This window comes from Serratia sp. JUb9, assembly GCF_014298095.1.
Lineage (GTDB): Bacteria > Pseudomonadota > Gammaproteobacteria > Enterobacterales > Enterobacteriaceae > Serratia_B > Serratia_B rhizosphaerae.
The window spans coordinates 2,086,650-2,100,831 of record NZ_CP060416.1 but is presented as its reverse complement, the minus strand read 5'-3'; the positions used below and the strand labels follow the sequence as shown (position 1 = coordinate 2,100,831).

Here is a 14,182-nt window from a genome sequence, read left to right as displayed (position 1 = left end):
GCAATGGCATGAAACCTGCTATGCTTCGAACCACTTTGACGTGCAGAGCAGGAGGCTGAGTGAGCCAGAAACAACCAAGTAAAGAGCGCTTTATCGGCCTGGAGTGGCTGAGATTTCTGCTGGGGTGCTATGTGATGGTGTACCACACCGCCCACCAGTACCCGCAAATCCGTAGTATTCCCATGCTGCCGGAATTCACCAGCATGGGCTTTTTCGCCACCAGTACCTTCTTTATCCTGTCGGGTTTTCTGCTGAGTCACGTCTATTTCAACGGCAATCAAATGCGCGAACCGGCACGCACTTTCTGGGCCAAACGCTTCTTTAACCTGTATCCGATTCATATTGCGGCCTTGCTGATTGCCATCCTGACGGTCACGCTGATGCAGTGGTGGGCGATCCCGCCGGAAGGCCCCGCCGCCAGCCTGCGCTTTGTGATTTACGACACCAATGAAGAGCTGGGGCGGACCAACCCGGAAATGTTCCGTCACTATATGACCAACCCGCAGCTGGCGTTTAACACGCTGCTGCAACTGCTGATGCTGCAGGCCTGGAACCCCTACTTCCTGACCTTTAACGCCCCGCTGTGGTCACTGTCTACCCTGTTCTTCTTTTACCTGCTGTTCCCGCTGCTGGCGCCGCGTCTGCTGGCCGTACGCAATAAAAAGCTGTGGTTTGTGCTGCTGTGGGGGCTGTATCTGCTGCCGGCTATATGGGTGATCTGGCAGCAGCAATATGGCATGCCGTATACCGGCCTGTTGCAGCGCGGCCCGCTGTTCCGTCTGCCGGAGTTTCTGGCCGGCATCGTCTGTTACGCCATCTTCCGTCAGCGACGCGCCGATGCGGTGCCGCACGGCGCCGTCTGGCGCTGGGGCTGCGTCGCCTTTATCGCCGCCTGCTTTGTCATCGCCACCTTCCTGTTCACCCACGGCGGTGCCAAATACTGGTACTTCCTGCTGCATAACGGCCTGCTGCTGCCGGCGCAGTGCGCGCTGGTCTATCTGAGCGCGCTGGCCCGCACCCCGGCCAGCCGCTGGGTACAGCACTGGTCGCCACGGCTGGGGGCCGCTTCGCTGTCGATCTTCGCGCTGCACGTGCCGCTGTTTAACCTGTTCCGCACCGTTGAACAGTGGCTGCGCGGCGATCCGCTGGGCTGTTTCAGCAGTTGGAGCGCCTGTATCGCCGCCGCCGGCGAGGTGAAACTGTCGATTACCGGCTATCTGCTGTATCTGTTGCTGAGCGTGATGCTGTGCCTGCTGTTCCAGGAACGTTTCGTCGTGCCGCTGCGCAACGCGCTGACCCGCCGCTTCCTGCCGGCCAAGCGCCAGCCGGCCGGCAACGGCGGCGCATAAGCGCGGCGCGCTCGCCTTTTGCCGATTTATTCGCCCCATTTCACTGAATTTCATCTCTCCCGTTTTCCTTCTTCACCCCGCAGCCAACCGGCAGCGGGGTGAAACCTGCGTCATTTCACCAAAACTCACATGCGCGCGGGAAGCGACGAATGTTAGCCTGCACTACGCATTCAGGGACATTCGGGCAACGGAGAACCGCTTATGCCAAACTCATCCGCCGCGGCCGCAGGCATGCCGGAAACGCGCTTTCCCGCGCTGGGGTGGCTGTTGCCGCCGCTGGCTTTGTGCGTCTGGTTCGCGCCTTATATCTCGCTGGTGGCGGGCTGCGGGCTGATCGCCGCCGTGATGCTGCTGCGCCAGCGGCCCAGCCGCAGCCTGAGCCTGGCCGCCTTTCTGATCCTGACGCTGATATCAGCGGTGCCGCTGGCGACCAAAACGCTGGAGCCGCGGATGAACGACAAGGTGAATTACTACCTTGAGATGCTGCAGGCCAGCGGCTACGGCCTGACGGAGTGGCTGACGCAGTTTTCCGGTGCGGACTTTCTCTCGCACCTGCTGTTCAAGCTGAGCGCCATGCTGTTCGGCAGCGGCAACGCCGCCTTCGCCGCTTTCTTTATTGTCAGTTTCTCGCTGCTGGCCCTGGGCGTCTATCGTCTGACGCGGGTCTACTTTGCCGTCATCCTGTTTCTGTTCTGCTGTCAGTACAATTTTCAGGGGCTGTACGGCAATCTGCTGCGTCAGGGGCTGGCGCTGTCCTTTCTGGTGCTGGCGGCGGCAGAGCAGCGACGCGCGCCAATGCTGCTGTGGATTATCCTGGCCTCTCTGAGCCACTTTTCGTCCTACCTGTTTCTGCCTTTCCTGCTGCTGCCGGCGCGCTGGCGCACTATCGGCACCCTGCCGGCGCTGGCGGCGTTCGCCGCCTGCTACCTGGGCGGCGCGCTGCTGATGCCTAAACTGCTGGCGCTGGTCGGCAACGACTTTCTGGCGACGCGCGCCGAGGCCTACGTCAGCGGCAGCTTCGGCAATAATCCGCTGCGGAAAATTCAGATAACGCTGCTGTATATCGCCGTGGTGGAGGCGCTGTATCAGTTTTCCCGCTTTTACTTCCGCCACCGCGACCACCCGGCGCTGCAGAGCGCCTACGCGGTGCGGCTGATGTTTCTCTATACCTGCGCCATCTTCTTCGCCACCAGCAGTTTTGAAGAGGTCGCTAACCGCTACTCGTTCAATATGATGATTTTCGTGCTGATCTTCATCGTCATTATCTGCGGGCAGTTGAAAGACGCCGTCAGCCGGGTGCTGCTGACGCTGCTGTGTTTCAGCCTCGGCGTCGCTTCCTATCTGTACATCAATCTGATTGGCGTACAGCAGTTTTGGTACGGCGATCTGCAGGCGCTGCTGACCGACAGCCTGCCGGCGGTGTTCGCCAAGCTACAGATCAGCGGTGCGCTGTAGCCAAAACGCCCGGCCTTCAGGCCACCTGCCGGCCGGCGTGCTGCGCCAGCAGCTTCTTCAATTCCGGCAGACAGGAGCCGCAGTTGGTGCCGCACCGCAGCGCTTCGCCCAACGCTTCGGTGCTGCCGCAGCCCTGAGCGATCGCCGCCATAATCTGCGGCTCCCCGACGCCAAAACAGCTGCACACCGTCCGACCCTGCGCCGCCTGCCCCGGCGCGGCGCGACCGGCCAGCAGCGCCAGCCGCGGCGGCCCCGACGGCGGCGCCTGCTCAAAGGCCGCCAGGATTGCCGCCCGATCGAGCGCCAGCGCCTGCCGGCGCACGTAAAACGCCAGCTGTACCTCGCCCCGCCGCCAGCCGATCAGGTGATAGCCGTGCTGCGACAGCGACGCGCTCTGTAGCGTCAGCCCCTCCAGGCCAAAGTGCTGTTGCAGCCAGGCTTCCCAATCCGCCACCGGCTGCTGGCCGGCCATAATAAAATGCGTCGCCTGCGTCTGCGTGACCCGGCTCCAGTAGATGCCTGCCGGCGGCGTCGCCGCGCCGCGCAAAAAGATCTCTGCCTGCCAGCAGGCAGGCCAGCGGCTGACGCGTACCGGCGCATGCTTGCTCTCCGGCTGGCCGGACAGCGCGTCGACCACCGGCGGGATCAGGCTGTCCACCCGCCCCTGCGCGGTGAAACGGTCATTCCAGTGCATCGGTACGAAGACGCTGCCGCGCCGCTGGTCCGTCGTCAGCTGCGCACGCGCGATCATCCAACCGTGGCGCGTGGCAAGGCGCGTCAGCTCGCCGTCGGCAATGTCCAGCGCCGCCGCATCCTGCGGGTGCAGCGCGCAGAATGGCTCGCTGATATGGCGCATCAGTCGCGCCGTTTTGCCGGTACGCGTCATGGTGTGCCACTGGTCACGAATGCGTCCGGTATTCAATACCAACGGGTAGCGCAGCGTCGGCGCATGCTGCGGCAGACGCGGAGCGATCGGCAGCAGCCGCGCTTTGCCGTCGGGGTGGAAGAAACGCCCGTCGGCAAACAGCCGCTGACACCCCGTCGGGTATTGCGCGTTCACCGGCCACTGCAGCGGCGTCATCTGCCGCCAGGCCTGGCGGTCAAGCCCGGCCAGCCCGCTGATATCAAACGCCCGCGTCCCCTGATTCTCAAAACCGGACAGCGCCGCATGCTCGCTGAAGATCTCGGCCGGATGGCGGTAGTCGAACGCCGCGCCGTAGCCCATGCGCTGCGCCACCTGGCTGAGGATCCACCAGTCGGCGCGCGCTTCGCCCGGCGGCGGCAGAAAAGCGCGCTGGCGGGAAATGCAGCGCTCCGAATTGGTCACGCTGCCCTCTTTCTCCCCCCATGCCAGCGCCGGCAGGCGGATATGCGCCAGCGCGGCGGTATCGGTGTCGGCCATCACCTCGGACACCACCACCAGCGGGCACTCTTTCAGCGCCTGACGCACCCGATCGGCGTCCGGCAACGACACCACCGGGTTGGTGCCCATAATCCATACCGCCTTCACCGTACCGTCGGCCACCGCGCGGAACAGATCCACCGCGTTCAACCCCGGCCGGCGCGCAATGTTCGGCGCCTGCCAGAAACGCCGTACGCGGTCGACCTCTTCCTCGCCAAAGCCCATGTGTGCCGCCAGCTGGTTAGCCAGCCCGCCCACTTCGCGCCCGCCCATGGCATTCGGCTGACCGGTCAGCGAAAACGGCCCGCAGCCCGCCCTGCCGATGCGACCGCCGGCCAGGTGCAGGTTGATAATGGCGTTGCATTTATCCGCTCCGCTCGACGACTGGTTCACCCCCATGGAATACAGCGTCAGCCAGTTTTTCGCCTCCGCCAGCAGGTGGAAGAAAGCCGTCACCTGCGCCAGCGGCAGCTGACAGTATTGCGCCACCCGCTGTGGCGTCCACGCTTGCGCCGCCTGCAGCGCCGCCGATGCGCCTTCGGTGTGGCATTGTAAAAATGTCTCATCCAGCAAGCCCTGCTGCGCCAGCCAGTGCAGCGCGCCGTTAAACAGCGCGGCGTCACTGCCGGGACGCAGCGCCAGATGCAGATCGGCGTCGTCACAGCTGGCGGTGGCGCGCGGGTCGATCACCACCACCTTCATCGCCGGCCGCTGCTGACGGGCGCGCATCAGGCGCTGGTAGAGGATCGGATGCGCCCAGGCGGCGTTGGATCCGCACAGGATCGCCACATCCGTCAGTTCAACGTCCTGATAGCTGCAGGGCACCGCATCGCCGCCGAAGGCGCGTTTGTAGCCCACCACCGCCGACGCCATGCACAGACGCGAATTGGTGTCGATATTGGCCGCGCCGATAAAACCTTTCATCAGCTTATTGGCGACATAGTAATCCTCCGTCAGCAGCTGGCCGGACGCGTAAAACGCCACCGCCTGCGGCCCGTGCTGCGCAATGATCTGCGCAAAGCGCCGGGCGACCGTCTCCAGCGCCTGGGGCCAATCGACCTGATGACCGTCAACCTGCGGCTGCAGCAGCCGCCCCTGCAGATCCAGCGTTTCCGCCAGCGCGCTGCCCTTGACGCACAGCCGGCCGCCGTTGGCCGGGTGCGCCGCGTCGCCGCTGACGCTGATACCGTCGCCCTGCGTCGTCACCGCCACGCCGCAGCCGACGCCGCAATACGGGCAGGTGGTGCAGTGCAGCGCGCTCATAACGCCGCCCCCGCCATCTCCTGCGCCTGTGGCTGCAGCGGGCCAGGCTCGCCGTACACCCACACCCGCTCCTGATCCACCCGCACCGGCCAGACCTCGAGGCGCACATTGCTGTCCTCCAGGCTGACGCCGTCACGCAGGCGGAAGCGCTGCTTGTACAGCGGCGAGATCACCACCGGCTCGCCCGCCGCGTCACCCAGCAGACCGCGCGCCAGTACGTTGGCCGAACTGCCCGGCTCGCGGTTGGCCAGCGCGTACACGCCGGCGCCCGGCAGGTGAAACAGCGCCACCTGCCGTCCGGCCACCCGGGCGGCGATGCCGCTGTGCAGCGGAATATCGCCCAGCGCACACACGTCTTCCCACTGCGCCCCAGGTTCCCGCGCCGGCTGCACCTCAATCACCTGAGCGCGCACCTCGGCCGGGCGGCGCTGTCCGCGCTCCGGCTGCCACACTACCGCCTCGTCCGGCTGGTCACTGTTGACGAACGCGCGGAACTGGCGCAGTTTCTCCGGGCTGGCCAGCGTGGTTTGCCATTCGCACTGGTAGCTGGCGATCACCGTCTGCATCTCGTTTTCCAGTTCCGCGGCGATGCCGAGGCTGTCCTCCAGCACCACCTGCCGCAGATAGTCCAGCCCGCCCTCCAGATTATCCATCCAGGTGCTGGTGCGCTGCAGCCGGTCAGCGGTGCGGATATAGAACATCAGGAAACGGTCGATGGTGCGGATCAGCGTAGCGCTGTCCAGATCGCTGGCAAACAGATCGGCATGGCGCGGTTTCATGCCGCCGTTGCCGCACAGGTAGAGGTTCCAGCCCTTGTCGGTGGCGATCACCCCCACGTCTTTGCTCTGCGCTTCGGCGCATTCACGCGTGCAGCCCGATACCGCCATCTTGATTTTGTGCGGCGAACGCAGCCCCTTGTAGCGGTTCTCCAGCTCAATCGCCAGCCCGGTGGAATCCTGCACGCCATAGCGGCACCAGCTGGAACCGACGCAGGATTTCACCGTGCGCAACGATTTGCCGTAGGCGTGGCCGGTTTCAAAACCGGCCTCCACCAGCTGTTGCCAGATCTCCGGCAGTTGCTCCAGGCGCGCGCCGAACATATCCACCCGCTGGCCGCCGGTTATTTTGGTATACAGCTGATAGCGCTGGGCGATCTGCCCGATGGCGATCAGCCCCTGCGGCGTGATTTCGCCGGCCGGTACCCGCGGCACGACCGAATAAGTGCCGTCCTTTTGAATATTGGCGAAGAAGCGATCGTTGGTGTCCTGCAGCGGCAGGTGCTGCGGCTCCAGCAGGTATTCATTCCAGCAGGAGGCCAGAATCGACGCCGCCAGCGGCTTGCAGATTTCGCAGCCGTGGCCGCGGCCATGTTTTGCCATCAGTTCGTCGAAGCTGCGGATATTACCGACCCGCACCAGGTGGTACAGCTCTTGGCGGGAATAGGCGAAATGTTCGCAGACGTCTTTTTTCACCTCGACGCCGCGCTGCGCCAGTTCATGCTCCAGCACCTGTTTCACCAGCGCCGCGCAGCCGCCGCAGCCGGTGCCCGCCTTGGTGCAGTTTTTCACCGCCGCCAGATCGCCGCAGCCCTGTTCCACCGCCGCGCCGATATCGCCCTTGCTGACGTTGTGGCAGGAGCAGATCTGCGCGCCGGCCGGCAATGCGGCCACCCCCAGCCCTTTTGGCGCCCCGCCGGCGGCGGCCGGCAGGATCAGGCTTTCCGGCGCCGCCGGCAGCGGCAGATCGTTCAGCATCATCTGCAACAGCGTGCTGTATTCGGCGCTGTCGCCCACCAGCACCGCCCCCAGCAGTTTTTTGCCGTCGGCGGAGACCACCAGTTTTTTGTAGACCTCCGCCGGTCCGTCAACCCAGCTGTAGCTCTGACTGCCGGCGCTACGGCCGTGGGCGTCGCCGATTGACGCCACCTCCACCCCCAGCAGTTTCAGCTTGGTGCTCATATCCGCACCGCAAAACTGCGCGACGCCGCCGGCCAGCGTATCCGCCAGCGTGCGCGCCATCTGATAGCCCGGTGCCACCAGACCAAAAATCTGCCCGTTCCACAGCGCGCACTCGCCGATGGCGAAAATCGCCGCATCGCTGGTGCGGCACTGGTCATCAATCACGATGCCGCCGCGTTCACCCAGCGCCAGATCGGCATCCCGCGCCAGCTGGTCGCGCGGGCGGATGCCGGCGGAAAACAGGATCAGGTCGGCCTCCAGCCGCCCGCCGTCGGCAAAGTGCATGCTGTGACGGTGTAACAAACCGTCCTCTATCGCCCGGGTTTCCTTGCCGGTATGCACATTAACCCCCAGCGCCTCGATTTTTTTACGCAGCATGGCGGCGCCGCCGTCATCCAACTGTACGCCCATCAGACGCGGCGCGAATTCCACCACGTGGGTTTCCAGCCCCAGCTGACGCAACGCGTTGGCCGCCTCCAGCCCCAGCAGGCCGCCGCCCACCACCACGCCGACCCGGGCGCTCTCCGCGCTGGCCGCAATGGCCGCCAGATCGTCCAGCGTGCGGTACACCAGACAGTCCGGCCGCTGGTTACCGGGGATCGGCGGCACAAACGGATAAGAACCGGTAGCCAGCACCAGTTGGTCATAGGCGGTTTCCCGCCCTTCGCTATCCGTGACGCACTTGCGCTGACGGTCGATGGCGCATACCCGCAAGCCCAGCCGCAGTTCAATGCCGTAGCGGTCAAAAAAGCCATCTTCCACCACCGACAGCGACTGCGCGCTGCGGCCGGCAAAGAATTCGGACAGGTGCACGCGGTCATACGCCGCCACCGGTTCTTCGCCAAACACCACAATGTGGTAGCGCTGATGCAGCTCGCGCGCCACCAGCTGTTCCAGGAAGTGATGTCCCACCATGCCGTGACCGGCGACCAACAATACGGGTTTGTGCATATCGCTTTTCCTCTCGTTCGCCGTCACTGCGGCTTCACACTCTGTCCTGCCGAACAGCAGCGCCGCCGGATCCGTCACCGGGCGGCCCAGCCGTTGCAGATAAAATTGCGCGTCGCCGGCGTCGCCATACAGCAGCACGCCGTGCAGTACGCCGTCGCGCAGCAGCAGGCGGCGGTAGTGCTGCGCCTGCGGATCTTCGGCGTAATGAACCTCATCGCCCTCTGCCGGCTGTACCTCGCCGGCGCACAGCATGTCGATGCCGCTGACCTTTAAGCGAGTGTTCAGCGGCGCGGGCCGGAAGGGTTCACTCGCCTGCCCGGCTAGCCGCTGCGCCAGCAGCGTCGCCTGCTGCCAGCACGGCGCCACCAGACCGAAGGTGGTTTCCCCCAGCTGGCTGCACTCGCCCACGGCGTAGATCGCCGGATCGTCGGTCTGCTGGTGCTCGTCCACCATGATGCCGCGCTGACAGGCCAGCCCGGCCTGCTGCGCCAGCGCGATGGCCGGCCGCACGCCGGCGGCAATGACCGCCAGATCGCAGGCCAGTTCGCGCCCGTCGCTCAGTCTGGCGCCCTGCAGTTCGCCGTCGCCGTAAAAGGCGCTGACCTGCGTCGCCAGATGGCTGTCGATGCCGCGTGCCGCCAGGTTGTTCTGCAACATGCCCGCCGCGCGCGCATCCAACTGACGCTCCATCAGCCACTCGCCCCGGTGCACCACCGCGCTGCGCACGCCGCGGGCGGCCAGCGCCGCCGCCGCCTCAATCCCCAGCACGCCGCCGCCCACCACCAGCGCCCGCGCCCCCGGACGGCAGCGGCCGAGCATCGCCTCGACGTCATCCAGCGTGCGGAAGCCGTACACGCCGGGCAGTTCAATCCCCGGCGTCGGCGGCAGCCACGGCCGCGAACCGGTGGCGAACACCAGCAGGTCATAGGCGACGCTGCCCGCGCGGGTGATAACCCGCCGCGTCTGCCGATCCAGCGCCAGCGCCGTTTCGCCATGCCGCAGCGCGACGCCATGCTGGCGATACCACGCCAGCGGATGCAGCAGCGCGTCGTCGAAGGATTTCTCGCCCGCCAGCAGCGGCGACAGCAGAATACGGTTGTAGTTGCCGCGCGGCTCCTCGCCGATCACCGTGATGGCATAGCGCTGCGGCGCCAGCCGGCACAGCGTCTCCACCAGCCGCATGCCCGCCATGCCGTTGCCGATCACCACCAGGCGTTGCTGCGTTGCCATACTCATCTCCTACGCCGCCTTGGCGTGCTTTTCGTACAAAAACGTCAGCACCTGCTGGCGGTAACGGTGATAGGCCGGGTCATCCGCCAGCGCGACGCGAGAGCGCGGGCGCTCCAGCGCTACCTGCAGAACTTCACCGACCGTGGCGGCCGGGCCGTTGGTCATCATCATCACCCGGTCAGACAGCAGCACCGCTTCGTCGACATCGTGGGTGATCAGCACGATGGTGGTATGCAGCCGCCGCTGAATATCCATCACCGCATCCTGCAGATGAGCGCGGGTCAGCGCGTCCAGCGCGCCGAACGGCTCATCCATCAGCAGGACTTTGGGCTTCATCGCCAGCGCGCGGGCAATGCCGACGCGCTGCTTCATACCGCCGGAAATTTCATGCGGCCGTTTATGCAGCGCATGGCTCATATGCACCAGCGCCAGGTTATGTTCGATCCAGTCGCGCATTTCAGCGCGGGTCATCTGGCCGCGGAACACCTGATGCACCGCCAGCGCCACGTTCTCGTAGGTGGTGAGCCACGGCAGCAGCGAGTGGTTCTGGAACACCACCCCACGCTCCGGGCCGGGGCCGTCGATCTGGCGGTTATCGCACAGCAGCACGCCGTCGCTCGGCAGCGTCAGCCCGGCAATCAGGTTCAGCAGCGTGGATTTGCCGCAGCCGGAGTGGCCGATCAGGCTGACGGTTTCACCCGGCTGAATATCGATGCTGACCTGATGCAGGGCGACAAACTCGCCCTGCGGCGTATCAAAGCGCTGGCTGACGTTCTGGATCTGGATAATCGGTTTCATCGCGGGCTCCTTAATGGCTCTGATAACTAAAACGCTTTGCCAACCACATCAGCCCCTGCTCGAGCAGCAGGCCGACGACGCCAATCACCAGAATGGCGACGATGATGTTTTCGACGTTGAGGTTGTTCCACTCATTCCAGATCCAAAAGCCGATGCCGACGCCGCCGGTCAGCATCTCCGCCGCGACGATCACCAGCCAGGCGATGCCGATCGACAGCCGCACGCCGGTCAACACATACGGCAGCACCGCCGGAAACAGGATCTTGCGCATCACCGTCCACTCCGACAGTTTCAACACCCGCGCCACATTGAGGTAATCCGCCGGGATACGCGTGACGCCCTCGGCGGTATTGAGGATCATCGGCCAGATAGAGCAGATGAAAATGGTCCAGGTCGACGCCGGTTCGGAACGCTGGAACAGCAGCAGGCCGATCGGCAGCCAGGCCAGCGGGCTGACCGGACGCAGCAGGGAGATAATCGGCCCCAGCATATGCGCCATAAAGGCGAAGCGGCCGACCAGAAAGCCGACGGGAATGCCCACCAGCGCCGCCAGCGCAAAGCCGCCCGCCACGCGCTGCAGCGACGCCAGCACGTTCCAGCCCAGTCCCTGATCGTTCGGCCCGGCGTAATAAAACGGGTCGGCAAACAGCGTCAGCGCCGCCTGCCAGGTAGCCAGCGGCGTCGGGATGCCCTCGCTGTTTTGCGCGACAATCTGCCAGACGGCGATCGCCAGCAGCAGGCCCAGCAACGCCGGCAGCGCACGCCGCAGCAGCGGCTGCCAGCGCAGGCGGCGGCGCGGCGGTGTCTTGGTTTCCGGAACCGGGGCAGCCGCAGTCTGCACCTCTTTCAACGGGACAATCTGCGCGCTCACCGGCTCGGCGGCGGCGTCGATACGTTCAGCCAGATTTTTCATTGCCTACCTCTCACGTCACGTTTAACAGCAAAACTGTTGGCGTACGCCGCCGGGTTGCTGCCGTCCCAGCGTTTGCCATCGATCAGGGTGCTGGCGCGCATCGCGCTGGCCGGCAGGCTGACGCCGCCGACCGCCGTCGCCGCCTGCCGGTAGATATCGATACGGTTAATGCGCGTGGCGACCGCCAGGTAGTCCGGTTCGGCCTTCAACAGCCCCCAGCGTTGCTGCTGGGTCAGGAACCACATGCCGTCGGACAGATACGGGAAACTCACCTCGCCGTCGCGGAAAAAACGCATGGCATGCGCGTCCTGCCAGCGTTTGCCCAGGCCGTTCTGGTAGTCGCCCAGCATGCGCCCGGTAAGAAACGCCGCGCTGGTGTTGATGTAGGCACGCCCCGCCAGCCGGTTGGCGCTTGCCACACGGTTGGCGTCGGAGGCGTCGATCCAGCGCGCGGCATCCAGCACCGCCGCCGTCAGGGCGCGCGCGCTGTTCGGGTGGGCGCGCACCCAGTCGTCGGTGGTGCCCAGTACCTTTTCCGGATGATCCGGCCAGATTTCCTGCGTGGTGACGGCGGTAAAGCCGATGTTTTCGGCAATCGCACGCTGGTTCCACGGCTCGCCGACGCAAAAACCGCTCATATTGCCGATCTTCATGTTCACCACCATCTGCGGCGGCGGCACCACCAGATTGCGCACGTCGTTGTAGGGGTGAATGCCGGCGTGGGCCAGCCAGTAATTCAGCCACATGGCGTGAGTACCGGTGGGGAAGGTCTGCGCGAAGCTGTAGGCGCCCTTTTCCTCGCGGTCGATCAGCGTTTTCAACGCGGCGGCGTCACGCACGCCGGCCTGTTTCAGCTGGTTGGCCAGGGTGATGGCCTGGCCGTTATTGTTCAGCGTCATCAACACCGCCATATCGCGCTGCGGGCCGGCGGCGCCCAGCTGCAGGCCGTAAATCATGCCGTACAGCGCATGGGCGGCGTCCAGCTCGCCGGACAGCAGCTTGTCGCGCACCGCTGCCCAGCTGGCCTCTTTGCTGGGAATAATTTCGATGCCGTATTTCTCATCAAACTTTTTCACCGCCGCCATCACCACCGAGGCGCAGTCGGTGAGCGGAATAAAGCCGACGCGCAGCCGTTTTTTCTCCGGCGCGTCCGACCCTGCCGCCCAGGCGACATTGAACAGACCCGGCGCCATCATGCTGCCGCCCAACGCCGCGCTGCCGAGCAGAAAGCGGCGGCGCGACAGCGCCATTCCCGGCGATTTGGTGTGCGTCATCAACAGCTCCTCATCTGGGTGCGAAAAACAAAAAAGGCGTCCCGTCGGCGCGCTTCACCCACGGTGAAACGCACAGAAAGGACGCCTTTATCCAAATTAATCAGGTCATCAACCGCCGTTGGCTGATAACGCATAAAACAATGCAGTTTACGTGCCAATGTTTGTCAGTGCCGGCTGGCGCGGGCCAACGCGCACGGCGACCACGCGGTATGGCGGCGATTGCACAACGGCGAGGCATCGCCTGCACTGAGGCCGTGCAAATCCCTCGGCTATTTCCCCGGCAGGATATCCGCCACCGCCAGCATGGCGCGGGCAATATCAATCAGACGCTTATTCTGGTCCATCGCCATTTTGCGCAGCAGCTGGTAGGCGCTCTCTTCCGTCAGACCGCGATACTGAATCAGCAGGCTTTTGGCGCGATCGATTTCCCGCCGCTCCTGCAGGGTGGCGCGCGTCGCCGCCAGTTCCTCCGACAGCGTTTGCAGGCGCTGCGACTGCTGCCGGATCATCGCCATCAGCGAACGCCCCAACTGCGGATTAACGCCGTCGTCGAGCAGTGCGTCGCCGTCGGCCGCTGCGCTGACAAACACCGTATAGCCCTGCTCCGGCGCGGGCCACGTCGGCTCCTGCTGCGTCAGCGCCCGCTGCGCCGCGGCCAGGCTGGCGCGGCAGCCGTCCATCAGCGCAACCTCCAGGCGATCCTCAATCTGTTTCATCGCATCAATGCGCGCCGAGGTGATATCAAACCAGCGCAGGCTGAGATCGCCGCCGGGCTGCCGCTGGGTGCAGGCAACGCGCCGCAGGCGTTCAAACTCGCGATCGTCCTGCTGCTGCAGCCGCCGCCACTGCGCCAGCGACGCGGGGTCGGCAAACTCGGCGAAGGTGTGAAAACAGCGATCCTGTCCGTCCATCAGCTGCGGCAGCCGCTGCTGCGCCGCGTCGTCAAACTGCCCGGCGGCAAAGCCCGCCGCCCCCAGCGCCCGCTCCTGCCCGGCCAGCTCTTTACCCTGCATAAAGCTGAACATGGCGATCAGCCGGCGCGCCATGGCCGGTTCCAGGCAGGCATCCGTCGCTTCATACACCAGCGCCAGCAGGCTGTGAATGATCGCGTTAAAATGCTGCATCGCCTCGGCGGGCGTCAGGCTGCGCGCATCCGCCTGCTGACGCAGCGCCGGCAAAGCGGTGAGATGCTGCAGCGCGCCGGCGATACGGCCGAACAGCCGGCCGGCGGCCGCCAGCGGCGCGGTGGTGGCATCCATCTGCGCCAGCAGACGTTGCACCGCCCGCTCGGCCTGCGCCACATCGTCGCGCCGCGCCGCCAGCCGATCGCCGAACAGCGCACCCTGCGAGCAGAGATAAATATTTACCGTGCCCCGCTCGCGCTGCAGCATATGGATCAGTTGGCTCACCTGTCCCACCAGCTGCCCCATGTGCAGCAGCTGTTGCAGTACGGCGATCTCACAGCGTTTCGACGCCAGCAGGAAATCGGCGGCGCTGGGCGGAAAGGCGGAATTGCGGCTCATGGTGCAGGCTCCGTTCAGCTAGAATAGGCGGAAACCTGCAAAAGCCGTGCCGGGGCGTCATCGCCG

8 protein-coding genes are annotated in these 14,182 nt (G+C 65.0%); 2 read left to right on the top strand and 6 right to left on the bottom strand.

The genetic code is table 11. The features are described 5' to 3' along the window. Nucleotides 1-59 precede the first annotated feature (59 nt). On the top strand, nucleotides 60-1,349 hold the full coding sequence (locus HF675_RS09915; protein WP_105231540.1) for an acyltransferase: 1,290 nt from the start codon (nucleotides 60-62) through the stop codon (nucleotides 1,347-1,349). 201 nt (nucleotides 1,350-1,550) lie between these two features. Next, a complete protein-coding gene (locus HF675_RS09910; RefSeq protein ID WP_105231541.1) occupies nucleotides 1,551-2,804 on the top strand; it encodes an EpsG family protein in 1,254 nt (417 codons plus the stop codon). Nucleotides 2,805-2,820: 16 nt separating this feature from the next. On the opposite strand, the gene HF675_RS09905 is transcribed toward HF675_RS09910, so the two are convergent. From HF675_RS09905 to HF675_RS09880, 6 genes are all read right to left on the bottom strand, one after another. Continuing rightward, nucleotides 2,821-5,469 carry a nitrate reductase gene (locus tag HF675_RS09905; protein ID WP_187044524.1) on the bottom strand — a complete coding sequence of 883 codons (2,649 nt, stop codon included), beginning with the start codon at nucleotides 5,467-5,469 and terminating at the stop codon, nucleotides 2,821-2,823. Next, complete coding sequence (nirB, locus tag HF675_RS09900) at nucleotides 5,466-9,608, bottom strand: nitrite reductase large subunit NirB (RefSeq protein ID WP_187044523.1); 4,143 nt, start codon at nucleotides 9,606-9,608, stop codon at nucleotides 5,466-5,468. Before nirB ends, HF675_RS09905 begins: the two co-directional genes overlap by 4 nt. A 9-nt stretch (nucleotides 9,609-9,617) precedes the next feature. Further along, nucleotides 9,618-10,406 (bottom strand): ABC transporter ATP-binding protein, encoded by a 789-nt coding sequence (locus tag HF675_RS09895; RefSeq protein ID WP_187044522.1) that lies wholly within the window; start codon nucleotides 10,404-10,406, stop codon nucleotides 9,618-9,620. A gap of 10 nt (nucleotides 10,407-10,416) precedes the next feature. Further along, a complete protein-coding gene (gene ntrB / locus HF675_RS09890) occupies nucleotides 10,417-11,319 on the bottom strand; it encodes a nitrate ABC transporter permease (RefSeq protein WP_105231545.1) in 903 nt (300 codons plus the stop codon). Beyond that, entirely contained in the window at nucleotides 11,316-12,593 is a 1,278-nt protein-coding gene (locus HF675_RS09885) for a CmpA/NrtA family ABC transporter substrate-binding protein (protein ID WP_187044521.1), read from the bottom strand. Before HF675_RS09885 ends, ntrB begins: the two co-directional genes overlap by 4 nt. Nucleotides 12,594-12,862: 269 nt before the next feature. After that, entirely contained in the window at nucleotides 12,863-14,116 is a 1,254-nt protein-coding gene (locus HF675_RS09880; RefSeq protein WP_160030736.1) for a nitrate regulatory protein, read from the bottom strand. Nucleotides 14,117-14,182 lie beyond the last annotated feature (66 nt).

What these genes read in the sequence shown, in the direction of transcription:
- HF675_RS09905 (WP_187044524.1), bottom strand. Translation starts at nt 5,469, where the DNA reads ATGAGCGCGCTGCACTGCACCACCTGCCCGTATTGCGGCGTCGGCTGC.
- HF675_RS09910 (WP_105231541.1), top strand. Translation starts at nt 1,551, where the DNA reads ATGCCAAACTCATCCGCCGCGGCCGCAGGCATGCCGGAAACGCGCTTT.
- HF675_RS09895 (WP_187044522.1), bottom strand. Translation starts at nt 10,406, where the DNA reads ATGAAACCGATTATCCAGATCCAGAACGTCAGCCAGCGCTTTGATACG.
- ntrB (WP_105231545.1), bottom strand. Translation starts at nt 11,319, where the DNA reads ATGAAAAATCTGGCTGAACGTATCGACGCCGCCGCCGAGCCGGTGAGC.
- HF675_RS09880 (WP_160030736.1), bottom strand. Translation starts at nt 14,116, where the DNA reads ATGAGCCGCAATTCCGCCTTTCCGCCCAGCGCCGCCGATTTCCTGCTG.
- HF675_RS09885 (WP_187044521.1), bottom strand. Translation starts at nt 12,593, where the DNA reads ATGACGCACACCAAATCGCCGGGAATGGCGCTGTCGCGCCGCCGCTTT.
- nirB (WP_187044523.1), bottom strand. Translation starts at nt 9,608, where the DNA reads ATGGCAACGCAGCAACGCCTGGTGGTGATCGGCAACGGCATGGCGGGC.